General features: G+C 67.5%; 12 protein-coding genes. 8 read left to right on the top strand and 4 right to left on the bottom strand.

Annotation, left to right across the window (positions count from 1 at the left end; translation table 11 throughout):
- Positions 1–87: 87 nt before the first annotated feature.
- From ACGFJ2_RS04755 to ACGFJ2_RS04735, 5 genes are read left to right on the top strand one after another with little or no spacing between them, the layout of a single operon-like run.
- On the top strand, positions 88–2,847 hold the full coding sequence (locus ACGFJ2_RS04755) for a helicase-related protein (protein WP_393464672.1): 2,760 nt from the start codon (positions 88–90) through the stop codon (positions 2,845–2,847).
- A complete protein-coding gene (locus ACGFJ2_RS04750; RefSeq protein ID WP_393464669.1) occupies positions 2,844–7,091 on the top strand; it encodes an Eco57I restriction-modification methylase domain-containing protein in 4,248 nt (1,415 codons plus the stop codon). The genes ACGFJ2_RS04755 and ACGFJ2_RS04750 overlap by 4 nt, the downstream gene beginning before the upstream one ends.
- Positions 7,092–7,106: 15 nt before the next feature.
- A complete protein-coding gene (locus tag ACGFJ2_RS04745; protein ID WP_393464666.1) occupies positions 7,107–9,215 on the top strand; it encodes an McrB family protein in 2,109 nt (702 codons plus the stop codon).
- Complete coding sequence (locus ACGFJ2_RS04740) at positions 9,212–10,384, top strand: McrC family protein (protein WP_393464664.1); 1,173 nt, start codon at positions 9,212–9,214, stop codon at positions 10,382–10,384. Before ACGFJ2_RS04745 ends, ACGFJ2_RS04740 begins: the two co-directional genes overlap by 4 nt.
- Positions 10,385–10,395: 11 nt before the next feature.
- On the top strand, positions 10,396–12,474 hold the full coding sequence (locus ACGFJ2_RS04735) for a UvrD-helicase domain-containing protein (protein WP_393464661.1): 2,079 nt from the start codon (positions 10,396–10,398) through the stop codon (positions 12,472–12,474).
- Here the strand turns inward: ACGFJ2_RS04735 and ACGFJ2_RS04730 are convergent.
- A complete protein-coding gene (locus tag ACGFJ2_RS04730; RefSeq protein WP_393464658.1) occupies positions 12,467–13,567 on the bottom strand; it encodes a hypothetical protein in 1,101 nt (366 codons plus the stop codon). The two genes, ACGFJ2_RS04735 and ACGFJ2_RS04730, sit on opposite strands and share 8 nt — an antisense overlap.
- Positions 13,564–14,019, bottom strand: coding sequence for a DUF4365 domain-containing protein (locus tag ACGFJ2_RS04725; protein WP_393464655.1), 456 nt, complete (start codon positions 14,017–14,019; stop codon positions 13,564–13,566). Before ACGFJ2_RS04725 ends, ACGFJ2_RS04730 begins: the two co-directional genes overlap by 4 nt.
- A gap of 243 nt (positions 14,020–14,262) precedes the next feature.
- Between ACGFJ2_RS04725 and ACGFJ2_RS04720 the strand changes: the two genes are divergently transcribed.
- Positions 14,263–14,712 (top strand): hypothetical protein, encoded by a 450-nt coding sequence (locus ACGFJ2_RS04720; protein ID WP_393464652.1) that lies wholly within the window; start codon positions 14,263–14,265, stop codon positions 14,710–14,712.
- Between the two features lie 56 nt (positions 14,713–14,768).
- On the opposite strand, the gene ACGFJ2_RS04715 is transcribed toward ACGFJ2_RS04720, so the two are convergent.
- Positions 14,769–15,650 carry a PhzF family phenazine biosynthesis protein gene (locus tag ACGFJ2_RS04715; RefSeq protein WP_393464649.1) on the bottom strand — a complete coding sequence of 294 codons (882 nt, stop codon included), beginning with the start codon at positions 15,648–15,650 and terminating at the stop codon, positions 14,769–14,771.
- Positions 15,651–15,698: 48 nt separating this feature from the next.
- Between ACGFJ2_RS04715 and ACGFJ2_RS04710 the strand changes: the two genes are divergently transcribed.
- Positions 15,699–16,055, top strand: a complete 357-nt coding sequence (locus ACGFJ2_RS04710) for a LysR substrate-binding domain-containing protein (RefSeq protein WP_393464646.1) — start codon at positions 15,699–15,701, stop codon at positions 16,053–16,055.
- A gap of 71 nt (positions 16,056–16,126) precedes the next feature.
- The gene (locus tag ACGFJ2_RS04705) at positions 16,127–16,348 is read left to right on the top strand and encodes a cold-shock protein (RefSeq protein ID WP_393464644.1); all 222 of its coding nucleotides are present in this window, start codon (positions 16,127–16,129) and stop codon (positions 16,346–16,348) included.
- Between the two features lie 52 nt (positions 16,349–16,400).
- Here ACGFJ2_RS04705 and ACGFJ2_RS04700 read toward each other — a convergent pair whose 3' ends face one another.
- Positions 16,401–19,421 (bottom strand): BRCT domain-containing protein, encoded by a 3,021-nt coding sequence (locus tag ACGFJ2_RS04700; protein WP_393464641.1) that lies wholly within the window; start codon positions 19,419–19,421, stop codon positions 16,401–16,403.
- Between the last annotated feature and the right edge of the window lie 122 nt (positions 19,422–19,543).

Raw genomic sequence — 19,543 nt, 5'->3', positions numbered from 1 at the left:
GCATCGAGCACCTTCACGCCTGGATCGCTGATCAGCGCGCGTGGCCGTGACTGGGTCGTGCTTCCTGAGAGCACTGACGGTTTTCTGGTGGTCCGGCCACTGGGTGGCGGCGATGATGAGATCGCGGGCATCGTGACCGGCATCGAGCCCGTCACCCAGGCCACGTTCCCACCGCCGCAGGCCGACGATGCCGGTAATTCGGTGAGCGCAGGCCTGTTGCGCACCGCTCTGCGCGTCGGGTTCCGCGCGACGGCCGGGCCGTTCCGGTCGCTGGCGGGCCTGGCCGTCGAGCCCCGGCCGTACCAACTGGTGCCGCTGCTGATGGCTCTGCGGCAGGAGACCGTCCGGCTGCTGATCGCCGACGATGTCGGCATCGGCAAGACCATCGAAGCGTCGCTCATCGCCAAGGAGCTGATCGAACAGGGCAGCGCCACCGGTCTGACCGTGCTGTGCAGCCCGGCTCTGGCCGAACAGTGGCAGGAGGAGCTGGCCGGCAAGTTCCATATCGACGCCGAGCTGGTCCTGCCGAGCACGGTCAAGAGGCTGCAGAAGAACCTCATCGGCGACGACCAGTCGATCTTCGATTTCTACCGGCACACCGTGGTTTCCACCGACTTCATCAAGAACCCGAACCGGATGAAGGAGTTCATCGCTTCCTGCCGCGACCTGGTGATCGTAGATGAGGCTCACACCTGCGTAGCCGACGGCTCCGCGAGTGGCGGCCGGACTCTGCGCTACAACCTGGTCCGCGAGCTGGCGGCGAAGAAGGAGCGGCACCTGCTGCTGGTCACCGCCACTCCGCACAGCGGCAAGGATGAAGGGTTCCGCAACCTGATCGGTCTGCTCGACCCCGCGTTGCCGGAGCTGAACCTGGATGATGCCAAAGGCCGGGACGCACTGGCGCGGCACATGATCCAACGCCGGCGCGGCGACATCCGGAAATATCTGGATGAGGAGACCAAGTTCCCTGCCGACCGGGAGACCCACGAGGAGCGCTACTACCTCACCGACGATTACCGGAAGCTGTTCCGCCAGGTTCTGGCCTATGCCAGGGAGACCATCCGTGACTCCTCCGGTGGCCAGTTGCGCCAGCGGGTTCGCTACTGGTCGGTCCTGGCGCTGCTGCGGGCGCTGGCCTCCTCGCCGAAGGCCGCCGCGGCCACCCTCCAGACCCGCGCCAAGGGCGTGGAGAGCGAGACCCCGGAGGAGGCCGATCAGATCGGCCGGGCGACCGTGCTGGACCTGGCCGACGACGAGGCCGCCGAGTCCGTCGACGTGATCCCCGGCGCGGACGACCTCGATGAAACCGACCAGACCGAGCGGGCTCGGCTGCTCCGGTTCGCCAAGGCCGCCCACACCTTGGCGGGAAAGGGCGACGCCAAGCTCACCAAGCTCGGCGATGTCGTGCAGGGTCTCCTGGCCGACGGCTACGACCCGATCGTGTTCTGCCGGTTCATCGACACCGCTGAATATGTCGCCGAGCATCTGCGCAGGATGCTCGGCAAGACGGCCACGGTCGGCTGCGTGACAGGCACTCTGCCGCCCACCGAGCGTGAGGCCCGCATCGACGAGCTGCGCGCGGTGGAGGGCCGTCACGTGCTGGTGGCGACCGACTGTCTTTCCGAGGGCGTCAACCTGCAGGACGCCTTCCAGGCCGTCGTCCACTACGACCTGGCCTGGAACCCCACCCGGCACGAGCAGCGGGAGGGCCGCGTCGACCGGTTCGGCCAGCCCGCCGAGACGGTCCGAGCGGTGACCATCCTCGGCGCGGACAACTTGATCGACGAGATCGTCATGCGCGTCCTGATCCGCAAGCACGAAGAGATCCGCAGGAGCCTCGGCGTCAGCGTCCCGGTTCCGAACTTCTCCAACCAGCTCGTCGAGGCGCTGATGGAGGAGTTGCTGACCACCAGCAGCGACAGCTGGGAACAACTTCCGCTGGACGGCTTCTCCGCCGGTGATCTGCACACCGAGTGGGAGAGCTCAGCGGCCAAGGAGCGGCAGTCGCGCACCAAATTCGCCCAGGCCGGCATCAGGCCCGACGAGGTCGCCCGCGAGCTGGCGGAGATCCGGGCCAGCCTCGGCTCGGTCGGTGAGATCGAGGAGTTCGTCCGCGAGGCACTCGACGCGCTCGGCTCCTCGCTGACCGACCAGGAGTACGGCTTCGCCGCGGTCACGGCGACGTTGCCGGGCGGACTGAAGGACGCGCTGCCCCCGGGGCACGCCCACCCGCTGCCCTTCCATCGTGACCTTCCGATGCCACGCCACCACGCCCATCTGGACCGCACTGACCCCGCCGTCGAAGCGGTCGCCCGGTACGTGCTCGACTGCGCGCTCGATTCGAAGACACCCGGCCCGCGGCCGGCCCGGCGGTGCGGCGTCATGCGGACGAACACGGTGGAGCGACGCACCACGCTCCTGCTCGCCCGATTCCGCATGCGGCTGACCGTGCCCGGTCGTGAAGGTGACAAGCCGCTGGTCGCCGAGGAGGCGCGCGTGCTCGCCTTCCGCGGCAAACCCGACTCCCCCGAATGGCTGTCCCCGCAGGAGGTGGAGGCGCTGCTCACCGCCGAACCCAGCGGCAACGTCGCCCCGGACCTGGCCCGCGACGACCTCGAACGGCTCCTCCAACCGGATGAGAGCGGCCGGCCCAAGCTCATGACGCAGCTGCGGCCGGCCCTGGACGCGGAGGCGGACGCGATGGCCGAGCGGCTGCGCGACTCGCATGCCCGGGTCCGGGAGGCGTCCAGGCAGAGCGGCGTCAGCAAGATCAAGGTGATCGCGAACAAGCCCGCCGACCTGCTCGGTGTCTACCTCTACATGCCCGCGGCGGGTGGTGCCCGATGAGCCGTTCCCCCTTTCCTTCTCTCCGTACGGCAGGCGGCCTGCTTCCTCCAGATCTGTTCAACCGAGTCCTGGAGACCCGCTCTGGGGAGAGCGGCCTGGCGGGCCGCGAGCCCGAGGCGTACGGGCTGCTCCCGCATGAGAGCGTGCGCGAGGTCGCGGCTCGCGCCTTCGACTACCTCAACGGCGCCTGGCAGGCGTTCGCGAAGGAGCGGAAGAAGGCCGAGCAGGAAGGCAGGAGGCCGAAGACCCGGGACCGGTGGTTGCTTCCGCTCTTCCGCAGCTTGGACTTCGGGCTGCTTCCCCCGGCCGGTGAGCTCACAGTCGAGGATCGCTCGTACCCGATCAGCCACCAATGGGAGCAGGTGCCCATCCACCTGCTCGGCTGGGGCGTCGATCTGGATCACCGGACCAAGGGCGTCGTCGGGGCCGCCCATCAGGCTCCGCAGTCCATGGTGCAGGAATTGCTCAACCGCAGCGACGACCACCTGTGGGCGATCATCTCCAACGGCGCCAAGCTGCGGCTGCTGCGCGACTCCCGCTCACTCGCCGGGTCCGCCTACGTCGAGTTCGACCTGGAGCTGATCTTCACCGAGCAGTTGTTCCCCGACTTCGTGCTGCTTTTCCGGCTCGCGCATGCCTCGCGCTTGGCCACGCCGGAGGGGAAGACGGCCGCTGACTGCTGGATGGAACGGTGGCGAACCGACGCGGTACAGGTCGGCGAACGGGCCCTGGCCCGGCTCCGCGCGGGGGTCGAGCAGGCCATCAACACGCTCGGCACCGGCTTCCTGAAGCACCCCGCCAACGACCTGCTGCGCAAGCGGCTGGCGGGCAGCTGTACCGCGGAGGACCTCGCCACGCTGCCCCTCTACGACACTCCTGGGAAACTCGCCTTGTACGGCGGCAGCCTGGAGAAGCTGGGCCGGCTCAGCAAGGAGGACTACAACCACGCGATCCTGCGGCAGGTATACCGGTTGCTGTTCTGGTTCGTCGCCGAGGATCGCGACGTGCTGCTGGTGCCGCTGCCGGAGACCCCTGAAGGTGAGACCCCGGACCCCGCGCTCGTGGCGGAGCGGAAACGCATCCTCGCCGCACGCGAGCGCTTCACGACCTACTTCTCAGCGCAGCGGCTGCGTGATCGGGCCATTCGCGGCGGCGCCGACCATCACGACGATCTCTGGGATGCGAGCGGGCTGGTCCTGCGCGGGCTCGGTGAGGACGGCGGGCGTCCCGAGCTGGCGATTCCCGGCCTCGGCGGCCTGTTCGAGCGGATCACCCAGCTGGACGACGGCACTGCCCTCGACAGTTCTCTCCCTGACGAGCTGGACGCGCCGCTGGAGGGCATGCGGATAGCCAACGGCGACCTGCTGCAGGCCGTCCGCCATCTGGCGGTGGTCGATTCGGAGTTTCAGCGGCGGCCGGTCAACTTCCGCGAACTGGGCTCGGAGGAGCTGGGCAGCGTCTACGAGTGGCTGCTGGAGTTCCATGTCGACCTGGACACCGTCTCCCGGACGTTCACGTTGCGGCAGGCGGCGGGCAGCGTACGCAAGACCACAGGGTCCTACTACACACCGACCTCACTGACCGAGGCGCTGCTCGACACCGCGCTCGACCCCGTTCTGGACGCGGCGGCCCGCGATGCCGAGGGCGTCGAGCCGAAGGTCGAGGCGCTGCTGAACGTCACGGTGTGCGACCCAGCCTGTGGCTCCGGCCATTTCCTCGTCGCCGCCGCCAACCGGATCGCCCGGCGCATCGCGCAGATCCGCTCAGGCGAGGACGAGCCGTCCCCCGATCTCGTCCGGCATGCCATGCGCGAAGTGGTCTCCCGCTGCGTCTACGGCGTCGACCTCAACGAGATGGCCGTGGACCTGGCCAAGGTGGCGCTGTGGATCGAGTCGGTCGAGCCAGGCATGCCACTGGCGTTCCTGGACGCGAACATCCGCGTCGGCAACTCGCTGCTGGGCACCACCCCGGCTCTCATCAATCTGGGCATTCCGAAAGAGGCGTTCAAGCCGATCGAGGGTGACGACCGCGCGGTCGCCTCCGCTGTCGCCAAGGAGAGCGAGAAGCAGCGGGAGCTCCTTGCCAAAGCACAGGCCTACCAGGACACCCTGTTCGGTACGGAGGCCGTCGACGGCGGGAACGACGAGATCTCCAGGCAGACGCGGGAACTGGTCACCGCCCTGCCCGGAAGCCTGGCCGACCTGGCGGTCCAGCGACGGCGGCTGCGGGCGATCGACGCCCTGCGTCTGCCCGCGAAGCGGAAGGCCGACGCGTGGTGCGCGGCCTTCGTGCAGGAACTGACCCCCGAGAACCGGCTCATCCCGATCACCAACGGCACGCTGGAGTGGATCGGCGGCAACGACCTGACCAGGGACCGGCGCCGAGTCGCCGACCGGGTGAACGGTCTCGCGAAGGACTACCGGTTCTTCCATTGGCACGTGGAGTTTCCCCATCTTTTCCGTGTCTCGGACGGCGGCTCAAAGGATCCGCGGACCGGCTGGGATGGCGGCTTCAACTGTGTCATCGGCAACCCGCCCTGGGAGAAGATCGAGTTCAAGGAGCAGGAGTTCTTCGCTTCACGCGACGAGGACATCGCGAACGCCAAGAACGCCGCCGCTCGGAAGAAGGCCATCGCCGCCCTCGCGACCAGCGACGAGGAAACCGATAGGAAGCTGTTCGCGGAGTTCGCGTTCCATCTACGCACGCCAGCGGCTTGGACGCTCTTCTTCAAGTCATCAGGACGCTATCCGCTCACCGGCATGGGCCGCCTCAACACCTACGCGGTGTTCGCCGAGACCGGCCGGAATGTACTTGCCCCGCATGGTCGGGTCGGTATGGTGCTGCCCACCGGCATCGCCACAGACGCCACCACCCAGTTCTTCTTCAAGGACATGGTGGAGACCCAGACTCTCGCCTCGCTCTACGACTTCGAGAACGAGGAGAAGCTCTTCCCTCACGTCACCAATCGCGTGAACTTCTGCATCTGGACCGCAGCCGGTTTGAAGTCGCCCCAAGGGCAGATCATGCTCGCATCTCGGCTCCGGCGAACATCTCAGATCGCCGAGCGCCGCTTCGCACTCACCCCCGAGGACATCATCCTGCTCAACCCGAACACTGGCACCTGCCCGGTCTTCGACTACAAGAAGAACGCCAACATCACGATCGCTATCTACAAGCGCGTCCCAATTCTGTGGCGGGACTCTGCTCGGGGCGGGGAGGGCATCAACCCCTGGGGCCTGTCGTTCATGCAGGGCATCTTCAATATGGCAAGCGACTCCGGGCTGTTCCGGCCCAGCGCCGCCGACGGCGAGACGCTGGAGGGGATGCTGGAGGACGGCTGGGAGCTCGACGGCAACACCCTGGTTCGTGAGGACGAGCGTCTGCTTCCGCTCTACGAAGCGAAGATGCTGCACCATTTCGACCACCGATTCGGCACCTACCTTGACGCGACACAGGCACAGCTCAACAAGGGCACACTCCCTCGCTCCACACCTCAGTCGAAAGACAACCCCATCTATTTCGTCGTGCCCGAGTACTGGGTACCGGAGAAGGCGGTTGGCTCTCGACTTTCTGCCAAATCCTGGCACAGAAGATGGCTTCTTGGATGGCGCGACATGTGCCGTCGAACCGACGCGCGAACGATGATCTTCAGCGCTGCGCCAAGCGCTGCGATGGGTGACAAATTCCTTCTTGCTCTACCGCAACACGACGGAACGCTCCTCCAAGCCAACATGTCGTCGTTCGTGCTCGACTTCTGCGCCAGGCAGAAAATCTCTGGCTCGGCGCTCAAATACTTCATCGTCAAGCAGCTTCCAGTCCTGCCGCCATCGGCTTACCAGCGAGAATGCCCGTGGGGCAGAGGCGACCGGCTGGACAACTGGGTTCGGGTGCGGGTGCTGGAGCTTGCCTACACCTCCTACGACATGGAGGCGTTCGCCCGGGACCACTTCGACGACGGCCCTCCGTACCGATGGGACGAGGAGCGCCGGTTCTGGCTCCGTGCCGAGCTCGATGCGGCCTACTTCCACCTCTACGGCGTCGCCCGCGACGATGTGGACTACATCATGGACACCTTCCGCGCCTTCAAGAACACCAAGCCCGACGAGTTCGCCCGTACGAAGAAGGCCATCCTGGAGATCTACGACGCCATGGCCGCCACGATCGCCGGCCGCGAGCCGTACAAGACCATCTTGAATCCGCCGGCTGGACAGGGACAGCGACACCCCGCACGATCTGACGCCTAACCGAGCGAGGCACTCATGACAGAGACCATCCGCTACGGCCTGTTGCTTCGCACGGTGATGGAGGTTCTCCGAGACCAGCCGGGGCCGATCGCGCCGGCTGACGTCTACAGGGAACACGATCGCAGATTCATCCCCACCGCCCACGAGAGCGAGCTGATCAAGAGCGGCGAGCTGCGCTGGCATGCGGTGCGGGGGTTCGTCACCGGCGATGCCGTGACGGTGGGGTGGATGAGCAAGCGGGGTGGGTGGTCCCTCACCGAGGCCGGGTTGGAGGCGCTGGAGGCCTTTCCCACCGCGGACGAGCTGTACGCGGAGAGTCGACGCCTTTACAAGGACATCGACCAGCGGCGGAAGGACGCGCAGAAGTCGCTGGGCGGGGTGGAGCACGTCATCGCCAGGGCCTTGGGGTTGGTCGGCCCGGGCAACTGGACCAGTTTCGATGACCTGGCCGAGCTGACCGGCACATCGAGTGACGAGGTCGCCCACTTCCTGGCCAGCGGGAAAGTCAAGATTCCGAACAGTCGCCGGGTGCTCAACACAGATGGTTCGCATCCGGACGAAAGCATGGTGAACGCGAACAACCGTGGGACCGACCTGCTCCGGCGGCTCGCCGCCGACGGCGCGGAGCTACAGCCGGATGGGCGTGCCAAACAGGAGGACCGGCTTACCGCCGACGTCCTGCGCGAGCTTCTGGACGAGTTGCCCTCCCCCGATCCCGAGTCGACGGTACGCCGGGCATGGCTGGTGCGCGGATCGTCGGTCGACGGCCGGGACCTGGTCCCCGTGTGGTTGCACAAGGGCTCGGCCTCCCTGGCGGCCTCCAGCCTCCGAGAGCTCAGCCCACCGGTCGGCCGGGGAGAGCTGAAAGCCGCCGTGGAGGAGGACTACCAGCACAAGTCGTACGCGGTGCGGGAAGCCAAGCTCACCGAGTTCGACGCGTTCTGCAACCGGATGCGGCCAGGCGACTACGTGCTCACGACCACCCAGGGCAAGGCGTACGTCGGGCGGATCGCCGGGGAGGCCGTCTATGTTCGTTCGTCTGACCAGCGTTCCAACCTACGCAGGTCCGTTGAGTGGTTGAACGAGACCCGCCCCGTGCCGTTCGCGAACCTGCCGCAGCCGCTCCCCGCCAAGCTGCACAGTCAGTCCGACGTGGTCGAACTGACCGAGAACCTGACCGCCATCGAAGACCTCCTGTCCGCGCTCGGCATCAACGAAGATCCTGAGCCTGTCAAGGAGCTGGCCTTCGACGAGATCAGTCAGGCACTCGCCGACGAGATCCTCATCGACAAGGCTCACCTCCAGCGCTTGGCCGACCTGCTGTGGGAGAACAAGCAGCTGATTCTGTACGGCCCGCCTGGCACGGGCAAAACGTTCATCGCCCGCAAACTAGCCGGGCAGTTGGCCGAGCCCAGCGCCGTCAAGCTGGTCCAGTTCCACCCGTCCTACACCTACGAGGACTTCTTCGAAGGCTTCCGCCCGGTCCAGCGCTCGGACGGCCAACTCTCCTTCGAGCTGCGCCCGGGACCGTTCCGGCGGCTCGTCGAGGCGGCCAGGCAGCACCCGTCCGACCCGTACATCCTCCTCATCGACGAGATCAACCGGGCCAACCTCGCCAAGGTGTTCGGCGAGCTGTACTTCCTGCTGGAGTACCGCGACGACGCGATCGGCCTGCTCTATTCGGCCGAGTCGGACTTCACGCTTCCGCCCAATGTGTTCGTCATCGGCACCATGAACACCACCGACCGGTCCATCGCGCTGGTCGACGCCGCGATGCGCCGACGATTTCGATTCGTCGAGCTGCATCCTGCCCTGGCTCCGGTGAAAGGCCTGCTGAGCCGGTGGCTGGGAGAGCTGCGCGAGAGCGATGAACTCGCCGTCCACAACTTGGACGCCCCCATGCTGCTGGACGCGCTCAACACCCGCATCGAGGACCACGACCTGGCGATCGGTCCGTCCTATCTGATGAAGCCCAGCATCTATCGCCGGGAGGATGGCCTGGATGCCGTCTGGGAGACCGCGATCCTGCCGCTGCTGGCCGAGCACCACTACGGCAGCCCGCCCAGCATCCTGGACCGCTACCGCCTGTCCGCGCTACGCCGGGCGACAGCCGTACCGGAATGATCCGGATCGACGTGCCCGAGACGGGGCAGGCATGGGTCGAGCTCACACCTGAGCAAGGGAGGCGACTGGCCGGCTCCGGGGTGGTCGACGCCAGGCAGTCACCTTACGAACCGGGCATTTGGGAGGTCACGCCCAATGGCAAGGTCGGCGTCGCCCTGATCGGCGATGTAGAGGTCTGGGTGACGCCGAAGCTTGCCATCGACCGGTTGCTGTTCCTGGTCGGCTACGCGGCCGACCCGAAGGGGTGGCGAGACGAGGCCGTACATCTGAACGTGCGTGAGGGCCTGGTTCCGGCAATCGCACAGGCATTGTGGCGACAGAGTGAGCGTGCGCTGGGTCAAGGGCTGCTGCAGGGGTACCGGACGTTCGAAGAGTCCTCCTATGTGTTGCGCGGGCGGCTGCGGGAGAGTGATCAACTGCGGCGGCATCACGGACGGGTGATCCCGGTGGAGATCCGCCACGACGACTTCACCGTTGACATTCCGGAGAACCAGATTCTCCTGGCGGCGATCACGCGGTTACTCACCGTCTCCAGAGTCGATGCGGAGTCACGACGGCGTCTGACCGCGTTGCGGATCCGCCTGGCCGACGTGACCGGCTTGGTCCGCGGCACAGCATTACCGGCCTGGCAGCCGACACGGCTGAACACGCGCTACCACACGGCGCTCCGGCTGGCGGAGATCGTATGGAGAGCCACCGCGCCCGAGCACTCCCCCGGCACGGTGGCGGCCAACGGATTTCTGTTCGATCTGCCCAGGGTGTTCGAGGACTTCGTGACGGTGGCCGTGTCAGAGGAACTGCATTCCCGGTACGGCGGAGCCGCCTATCCGCAGTATCCGTGCCACCTCGACGATGCGCTGGCCGTACGCATGCGTCCTGATTTGGTGTGGGAGCTGGGTGGGCGACCCGCTGCCGTGGCCGATGCCAAGTACAAGCAGGAAAAGCCGGCGGGATACCCGGACGCCGACCTGTACCAGATGCTGGCCTACTGCACCGCGCTCCACCTCGCCCGGGGACATCTGATCTATGCCAAAGGCAACGCGCAGGCGGCGCGCCACGTGGTACGACATTCAGGAATAGAGATCATCTGCCACGCCCTCGATCTCACTCAGCCGCCGGCACGGCTGCTGGCTCAGGTGAGCGGCATCGTGGGCGAACTCGCGGCGTGAAGGGATGTGGCGTGGCACAGCTGTTCATCGATCGGGGTTTCTTCTTCGAGTTCGGCAAGCTGGAGAAACCCGTCCAGGAGAAGGTCTACGAGGTCTTCGGGAAATTCGCGCAGGCCACCCACGCCGGTCTGCACCTGGAGAAGGTGAACAACGCCCGCGATGATCGGATGCGGACGATCAGGATCGACCAGTTCTGGAGGGGCGTGGTGCTCGCGCCGGAGTCGGGCGACACCTATCTGTTGCTAAAGGTGCTCCCGCACGACGACGCGTATCAATGGGCGGGGCGGCGGCGCGCCACGGTCAACGCGGCCATCGGAGTGGTGGAAATCCGGGACGTGGTCGCACTCGACGCGCGGCCGGTCCCCGAGCAGGCCGATGTCCGTCCATTGCTCGGGAACGTGTCCGACGCCGATCTGGAGCGGCTCGGCGTCGATCAGCAGATACGTGCCTTCGTACGGACCCTGACGGGCCTCGAACAGCTCGAAGCCGCCCGGAGCATGCTCCCCGAGGCGCAGTACGACGTGCTGATAGCCCTGGCCGCCGGCTACACGCCAGAACAGGTCTGGGAGGAGTTGGCGCCACCCTCGGCTGCCATCGACACAAGGGACGTGGCCACGGCCATCGCGCGCTCGCCACAGCGTGCTGTGCTCGTGACCGGCCCGGAGGAGTTGATGGAGGTGTTCAGCCGGCCGTTCGCGCTGTGGCGCGTGTACCTGCACCCCACGCAGCTGCGAGTGGCCTACGGCTCCTACGGCGGCCCGGCTCGAGTCATGGGTGGCCCCGGGACGGGCAAGACCGTCGTCGCCTTGCATCGCGCCCGGCACCTCGCCCGCCGGTCCCCCGGCGAACGGTCGATACTGCTCACCACGTTCACCAAGACGCTGGCGGGATCGCTGAACGACGGGCTCCGCATCCTCGTCGACGACCAGGACCTCAACCAGCGCATCGACGTCCGGCACATCGATCAGGTCGCCTATCACATCGTGGCGAAGGAACATGGCCGGCTTCCAGTGCTCCGTGGCCCGGATGAGATGGCACGCTGGCGGCAGATCATCCGTGAGCGGGACCTTGACGCCAGGTTCACCGAATCCTTCCTGTCCGACGAATGGCGGCAGGTCGTCCTCGCACAGGACCTCACGTCGCTGCTGGAATACCAAGGGGCGCGCCGGACAGGGCGGGGCGCGCGACTCAGCTCCGCGCAGCGTGAGCCCGTCTGGGAGGCGATCGCCGCATTCGTCGAAGGGCTTGCCCGAGACGGCGTCTGGACTTACGAAACGATCTGTGTCGCAGCGGCCCAGCTGCTGGAGGCCGCGGAGCGGAAGCCCTACCAGCATGTGATCGTGGATGAGGCTCAAGACCTGCGCCCATGGCAGTGGCGCTTCTTGCGCGCCGCCGTGGCTCGGGGCCGAGACGACCTGTTCATCGCGGGCGACACCCACCAACGCATCTATGACCATCGGGTCTCGCTTCGCCAGCTCGGCGTCGAGATCGCCGGCCGCTCAACCCGCCTGAAGATCAACTACCGGACCACGGCGGAGATCCTCGCCTGGAGCATCGGGTTGTTGCAGGACGAGCCGGTTGACGATATGAACGGCGATCTCGATTCCTTGACCGGCTGCCGCTCGGACGTCCACGGCGCGTGGCCCACTTTGCGGGGGTTTCCAACGCGGCCGGACGAGCTGGGACACCTCGTCTCCACTGTTCGCCAGTGGCTGGACCAGGGCATCGAGGGTGGCCAGATCGGCATCGCCATGCGGGCCAACATGCCGATCGACGAGACGGTCCAGGCGCTGCGAGACGCCGGCATCCCAGCGGTGTCCCTGGCACGGAACGCGCCAGAGGAGACCCAGGTCGCCGTAGGCACGATGCATCGGATGAAGGGGCTGGAGTTTCGTTGTGTGGCCGTCACCGGGGTCAGCGCGCACACGGTGCCGGCTTCGGGCGTCACACCGGCCGAGGTCGACCCGGCCGCCCACGCCCTCGATCTTCAGCGCGAGCGCTGCGTCCTCTTCGTGGCCTGCACGAGAGCGCGCGAAGAGCTCGTCGTCACCTGGCATGGCCAGCCAAGCCCGTTTCTGGCCGTCAGCTGAGGATCTCCAGACCGCTTGAGTCCGGACGCATCTCCAGGCGTTTGCCCGCCGTGGACAGCCGCCCGGCGACCCGTAGCCTGAGCCTGCGGTAGTGGGCATCGCCTGCGCGTTGGTAGTCCGCACGACTGAGCACCACCCAGATCGCCCGCGCGACGACGTCAGTGGAGGTCTGGAGTTCGCCGCGCACCTTGATACGCGGCGGTTCGACGCCGTCGTCGTGCAGGTCCTCGATGACACCATTGATGGTGGCTTGGCCGATCCTGGACAGTTCCTGGAGTTGCTTGCCCGCCTGGCTGAGGACGGTGGCCATGGTCGCCGTGAACCTCAGGGGATCGCTCGGAGGGGCCGTCAGACCGCGGGCCCAGGACAGCGACACCTCGAAGGGACGATCAATGCCATATCCCGCCAGTGCGCTGACCGCCTCGCAGAGATCGGCCGAGACCCCCTGGTCGACATACTCATCGAACACGTCGAAAGCGGCCGTTCCGCTGATCACCCGAGTGCAGGCGGTGTGGGCGGCCCGGAGTGCTGTGTCCATGGTCTTCAGCACCTGCCGGCCGAAGGGAACGGGCGCTTCCTCCTCGAACAGCGACAGCTGAGGTGGCAGCACCAGTGGCACCCTGGCGGTGAAGACATAGCTGCCAGGTCTGCTGGCGCCTAGCCGTACACCACCGAGGAACTCCTGCACGGCGGCACTCCGCCTGCCGGAGAAGATCAGGTGGCTGCCTTCCTCGACGGTCCGCGCGGAGGTGTCCAGAAGCTCGCAGATGCCATCCACTGCCTTGGCTCCCGAAAGCAGCGGAATCGTCCCCGAGGGGGTGCCCGGTAGTGTCCGGATGTCGATCGTGTCCACCATCGGCTCAGCGATGTCGAGAAGCACCTCGCCTTCTGGGCGATCCTCGATGGTCGCGAGCCTCGCGACGGCCTCCTGCAGGAGCTCGTCATCATCTGGATATTGGCGCAGCGTAGGGATCAGTAAGCGGCCGTCATCGGCCTCCCACACGCTTGCGCCCCGCCAGGCGCCTTCGCGTCGCCATCCGCGGCTGGCCAGATATCCGATGAGTCTGTCTGGGTCGATCGAGGACTCGCTCATGTGGCCCCTCCAACCAGCATCGGATCCAGCAGCGCCCGCAGCGTCGTGACGGTGAGCAAATTCCGCTTCGGCACTCGGACCGTCACTTTCCGGTTGCAGCTCGGGCTCTCAATCCTGGCGTGATCCTCCAGGGAGTGCCAGTAAGCGGCGTGGCTGAGCTGAAGCGTGCCGGTATCGCCTTGGGCGAACTTCGCCGGATCCTCCGGCACGACCACCACGAAGAGGTATCTCGGAATTCTCCGCGGTCCGGCGAGAGCGTTATACCGTTTCTCGGTCAGCCCGGGAAAGAGCCAGTCTTCTCCAACGCCCTTGGGCTTCGACCAGGATTTGACCTGGACCCTCATTGCCGGAAAGTCGCCCCTGATCTCTGTGGGCGCCGAGATATCGAAGTCCACACCGGTGCAATCCGGGGTCAGGGCACTGGCTTGGAGTCCCGCAGCCGCTGCGAGCACCTGGATGAAACACTCGCCGTACCAACCCTGATGGTTGTGCTTGTCCAGGCACCACTCGCAAGACAGGACAGCCTCCCCCTCAGCAGCGGCTATCCCCCGATTTCGCCATCTACAAGATCCACAATCTACGTTACCAAGAAGCCGTCATCCGCGAAAGTCCACCTGAGCGAACGGGCGGCAGAGCATGATGCGAAATTCCGCGAGCTCTTGCTCTCTCCTGGATCTCTAGTAGACGCTGCACCTGTGGTCGAAGAACGCTGCATACACGAGCTGATTCTGGGCCAATGCGCCGATTGCGCGCCCATCCCCCACGGCCTCAGCAAGGTCGTGTACCTCACGAAAGGCGGCTCCGTCTTCCACAGATCTCCTACCTGTGAAGCATTGATCGAGGGCCAACGCAAGGCCGCTCGCTTCGGCAAGGAGACCCACGACCCACAGCCCGTCCCGCTCCGCGAGGCGCAAGCCATGGGACGTGGCGCATGCATCCCGTGCTTCCCCGACTTCGTCCCACCGCAGGCCAAGCCATGCTGGGTTCAGCATGGCACGACGTGGTTGCCGGGATTCGTCCTGGAGTGGCGCCGGGATCCGACCACGAGACGCTGGCAAGGTGTCGTCAGCTACGCCGCCGATGGCGAACAGATCACCACCACGCGCGACCAGCGGCATCTCAGGCCCAGAAAGCGGCCGAGTTGATTGCTGGAATGTGACGATCATCGCTGACCCCTTCGGGCGTCGGCTGCGGGCCGCATTCACTCCGGGAGCGCGCGCAGGGTGCCGGTGGCGACCATCGACACTCCTCCCCCGACGGTGACCCGTTCCGGCATGTCGGGCCTACCGTAGGCGGTGATGGCGATCCTGCTGGGCCGTCCGGTGAAGCGGCCCTGCGCCAGCGACAGTTCCTGGCCATCGCGGGCCCGGCCGTGCCGCATCAGGTAGGCGGCCACGCAGCCGGCCGCGCTGCCGGTCGCGACGTCTTCGAGCACACCGTCGTTGTTCCAGTGCCGGCCCTCGACGGCGCCCGCGTCGAGGACGTAGACGTACTGCGCGCCGTACCCGCCGAGGAAGCCCTCGAAGTCCGGGTGCGTGATGCGGGCTCGGGCGAGCACGTCGGCGTCGCGCACCGGTACGACGAGATAGCGCAGGCCCGTGGAGATGACCTCCGGCGGCAAGGTGTCGTCGAGGTCGGCGGCGGTGAGGCCCAGCGCCGCGGCGACCAGCTCCCGAGGGACGGTTGGCGGTAGGAGTTCGGGTCGTCCCTGGTCCAGCAGGGCCGAGACCTGGCCGGCGGTGTCGCCGCGCGTGGTGACGTCGACGTTCCTGGCGCCAAGCGCGAAACTCCAGTGCCGCTCCTCGCCGTACGCGACCCCTGCGCGTTCATGGAGTACGGCCGCCGCGCCCAGCACCGGATGCCCGGCGAAGTCGAGCTCCCCCATCAGGTCGAAGACCCGCGCGTGGACGACATCCGGCGCATCGGTGGTCCGAACGAAGATCGTCTCGAAGTGCCGGAGCTCCTGCGTCAGCCTCGCCATCTGGCTCTCGCCGAGCGGCGGAGGGTCGACGAAGACGGCGAGGCTGTTGCCGGTGAAGGGACGATCGGAGAAAACGTCCACGTGGTGGTAGCCGGTAGCCATGCGACCAGCCTAGGAGCGGCTCCCTCCATTGAGAATGGCGATATCAGTGTGGGCGACCTCGAGGTGATCGTCGGCTCGGCGGCGCCCCTGCGCAGGCTCGCCAGCCGGGGCCGCCTTGACCTGGCGTTCGGGGATCCGTCGGTCATGCCCGAAGCGTCCGTGCGCTGGCAGCGTCAGGTCCCGCTGACCTGGGCCTGCGCGCCGGTATTCGATCCACTCGCCGACCCGCTGCCGCTGGTGCTGTTCTCGCTTCCCTGCCAATGGCGCCAGCCCGTCCTGGACGCGCTCAGCCGGCCCGGGCGTCAATGGCGGATCGCCTTCCAGAGCACCAGTGTGCATGCCGTACAGGCGGCCATCGCCGCCGGAATCGGCGTCGGCGCGCTACTCGTGGGCAATGGCGGGTGAGCGGCTTCATGACGTGCGGCCGGCCGTGGCAGGAGGTGATGCGCCCGTCCTTTCGCTGCCACACTGGGACCATGGCTCGTGGCACGGTGAAGTTCTGGAAGGCCGAGAAAGGCTGGGGGGCGATCTCCTCCGCCGACCTCCCCGCCGGGCGTGGTGACGCTTTCGCGCACTTCAGCGAGGTCGTCGGCGATGGCTTCCGTGAGCTCCAACTGGGTGATGTCGTGGAGTTCGACATCGAGGAAGGGCAGCAGGACAGCTTCCAGTTCCGCGCCCTCAACGTCCGCAAGCCATGACATCTCCCGGCCGCACGATCGGCCGGGGGCGGGCGCCCGCCGGTGCACCCGGTCACCACACGTCCACGTCCACGCCGATCGCGATGGTCCGCAGGGCGCTGAAGGCGACCCAGGTACGCGTGTTGCTGTCCAGCCCATAGTTGCCGGCCTCGCCCGTGCCGGGCAGCAGGTCGAGCACGGCGCTGACGTGGCCGTACTCCGCAGCTTTCCGAGCCACATGTGCGGACTCGCGGCGCTTCGCCGCCTTGGGGAGTTTCGCGAGCCCGGCGTGCTGGGCGGCGAGATCGGTCAACTGGTCGTCGGTCGGGCCGGCGGGCCTGCCCTCGGCCGCGATCCGTTCGGCCATCGGCAGGTCGTCCCGCACCCAAGTCCGGTTGATGTCGCCCCACAGCCGGAGCAGATCCGGCTGCCCGTTGAGCGTGAGCGCGCGGGCCGCCGTCCAGTCGTCGAACCAACGCACGCCATATTCGTGCCGCTCGTTCGGGTCATCCGGCTCGCTGCGCTCCCCGATCAGCTCGCGTACCAGCTCGGTCTCGCCCCGCCTGAGCAGGCAGACCAGCCAGGGCACACCGTGGTACCGGCCCCCCGGCGTGCCGGCGCCCTCGTCCAGCACGGCGCGGGCCTCCTGCTCCCGGCCGCACTCGGTGAGCGCCCAGACCAGCGGCAGGCGGACCTCCCAGTTCGAACGGTGGGCGTCGGCGGCCTCGCGTGCGGCGGCGAACCACCGCTCGGCGCGTTCATGCCGCCCCAGGACCGCGCAGGCCCCGGCGACCGCCGCCAGGTCCGCCCCATCACTCACCTGCGCGAGATCGTCGTCGGCGTAGGGGAAGGCGGCGGCGGCTTCGGCGCCGAACCCGGCCGCGCCGAGCGCGAGCGCGACCCGCGCCAAGTGTCCGGGACGTAGCCGGTGCTCCGGCATCGCGAGGGCCAGGTCGCGGGCTTCGGCGGCCTCGCCCCGCCGGGCGCGGATCATCGCGAGCTGCTGGAACGTGTCGACGGTCCAGTCCTCGTAAACGGCCGAATGCTCAACGGTCAGGTCGACGAGCGTGCCCAGGACCACCGTGATCAGATCGGTGACGGTGGCGGTGTCGGGCGGCGGCCACGTCCCCGCCACCTTCGCCGTGCTGCCACGTCCCCGGAACGGCGTCAGCAACAGTTCGGTCTCCGGCGACGCCGCCCCCACTCCCGCGCGGGCGGCGTCGGGGAAGACGCTCTGGTCACCCCAATGGAACGGCCAGGCGAAGCGGCGGTCGACGGCCCAGCAGAGCCGGCCGTCGAGATCGTCGTCCCGGCCGGGAGGCGCGATGACCGTGCCGTCCTCGAACGCCACCGCCCAGGTGTCCTCGTCCAGCGCGAACGTCGGGTCGAGCCGGAGCCGGTCGCCGAGGTCACGACCGGCCAGGAAGAGCGGGCGACGGGCGGCCGGGGCGTGGTGGAAGGGGTGGTCGGCCATGATCTCACCGGTCTCGGGACGCAGGAACCGCACCGCGTGCGCGCCGATCGCGATCAGCACGTCGTCGGCGGGCCATTCCAGGCCGAAGCCGTACTCCCACTGGCCGACGGTATGCCGGACGCCGTCCAGGACACGCAGCCGTTCGGGGGATTCACCGAGCGACCAGATCTCGATCCGCCCGACGTCGGTGACGCAGGCGGCCCGCTCGCCGTCCGGTGACCAGGCCCACGACCGGGCATCCCAGCCGCGCGGGTTGGAGGTGGCCGCCTGTACGTTCAGGTCGTGGCGGTGTTCGCCGGTCGTCGCGTCGATGATCCCGACGGTGCCATCCGCCGGGCCCACCACCGCCAGCCGGCCGTCCGGCCCCCAGCACAGGACGTCGGCGCCCGGGTAGCCCGGGAGCTCCGCCGTCGTCTCACCCGTCAGCGCGTCGGCGATGACGAGCTTTCCGCCACGCTGGTAGGCCAGGAGCCGTTCGTCCAGGCTCCACTCGGGCGGCGGCGCGTCCTGATCCTCTTCCAGGTCCAGAGTCCAGGAGACCTGCCGCTTCTCCACGTCGAGCGAGATCGCCGCGTACGCGTCCCCCGCCTCTCCATAGACCCGGGAACCGTCGCGCGACCAGAACGCCCGGCCGAGGATGAACTCGGGCTCGTCGCTCCAGGATTCGCGCGATGGTGCGCTGAACTCGATCGGCTCCGTTCCCTCCGGGCGGGCATCCGGCGGCCCGGCGACCGAGCCCTCGTGCATCGCCACGATGACGTTGCGCAGGAAGTCCGACTCGCCTCCGTACACGAACGCGCGCCTGCCCTCGGGGGCGAAGGCCATGCCCAACGGCCTGCCGGAGCCGAGGAAGAAAGCATCGGCTATCGGCTCGCCGGCGGTGCCGAACGGGTCCCACACGCCGGTCGCGTTGGTGTTGTACTCCAGCGCGATCCGCTTGCCGTCCGCCGACCACTGGAGGCTGCGGCTGTAGTTCTCGAAACCGATCCCGCCCATGATGCCGTCGATCGCGTGGACGCAGCGGCCGGTGGCGACCTCGAAGATCTGCAGGACCCCGCCTCGGTCGTAGTCTTCGCCGGTCCAGCTGCCGACCGCGAGGTGGCGGCCGTCCGGGCTCAGTGCGTGGCCGTTGAGCTGGCCGTGGTGCACGTCGGAGTGGCGCAGCGCGGCACCCGCGTCGCGGAGCCGGGCGGTCGCGAGGCGATGCGCGTCGGTGACGCCGTGGGCGCGTTCCAGAGCGTGGAGGGCGTCCCGGAGCGGTACGGTGTCGCGATCCGGGGAGAACGCGGACCAGTCGGCGTTCTTGAGGATGTCGAGGGCCTCGCCGGGTCCCATCCGTTCGTCCGGTACGCCGGTGAACGGCGGGGACGGCGGCCGGGTGCCGGGCTCCCTGCCTTCCAGCACGGCCACCAGCGCGTCCTCGTCGTAGATCGGAACGCCGCGTACCGCCGCCGGACCCGCCTTGGCGCCCGACTTCTCCCCGGCGAAGACCAGATCCGTCTTCGCCGAGACCGACGCGGTCACCTTCGCGCCCAACAGCTCCAAGCCGTGCTTGGCCTCATCCTTCGAAACCCGGCTGAACCGCCCGGCCAGCACGATCGTGCTGCCACTGATGATCATGACAAGCGACCATAACGGATATGACCGACACTTCGCCCCTTGTTCGTGGCGGCAGGTCGTGGCCGCCAACGGCGGAAGAAAAGAAAGAACAGCCGCCCGAACATCGCTCGAGCCTTATTCGA

This window comes from Nonomuraea sp. NPDC049028 (genome assembly GCF_043197735.1).
Classification (GTDB): Bacteria; Actinomycetota; Actinomycetes; order Streptosporangiales; family Streptosporangiaceae; genus Nonomuraea.
This window is presented reverse-complemented; position numbering and strand designations above follow the sequence as displayed.

Coding starts and splice junctions, on each gene's coding strand:
- ACGFJ2_RS04750 (WP_393464669.1), top strand. CDS start 2,844: ATGAGCCGTTCCCCCTTTCCTTCTCTCCGTACGGCAGGCGGCCTGCTT.
- ACGFJ2_RS04745 (WP_393464666.1), top strand. CDS start 7,107: ATGACAGAGACCATCCGCTACGGCCTGTTGCTTCGCACGGTGATGGAG.
- ACGFJ2_RS04740 (WP_393464664.1), top strand. CDS start 9,212: ATGATCCGGATCGACGTGCCCGAGACGGGGCAGGCATGGGTCGAGCTC.
- ACGFJ2_RS04730 (WP_393464658.1), bottom strand. CDS start 13,567: ATGAGCGAGTCCTCGATCGACCCAGACAGACTCATCGGATATCTGGCC.
- ACGFJ2_RS04715 (WP_393464649.1), bottom strand. CDS start 15,650: ATGGCTACCGGCTACCACCACGTGGACGTTTTCTCCGATCGTCCCTTC.
- ACGFJ2_RS04705 (WP_393464644.1), top strand. CDS start 16,127: ATGGCTCGTGGCACGGTGAAGTTCTGGAAGGCCGAGAAAGGCTGGGGG.
- ACGFJ2_RS04700 (WP_393464641.1), bottom strand. CDS start 19,421: ATGATCATCAGTGGCAGCACGATCGTGCTGGCCGGGCGGTTCAGCCGG.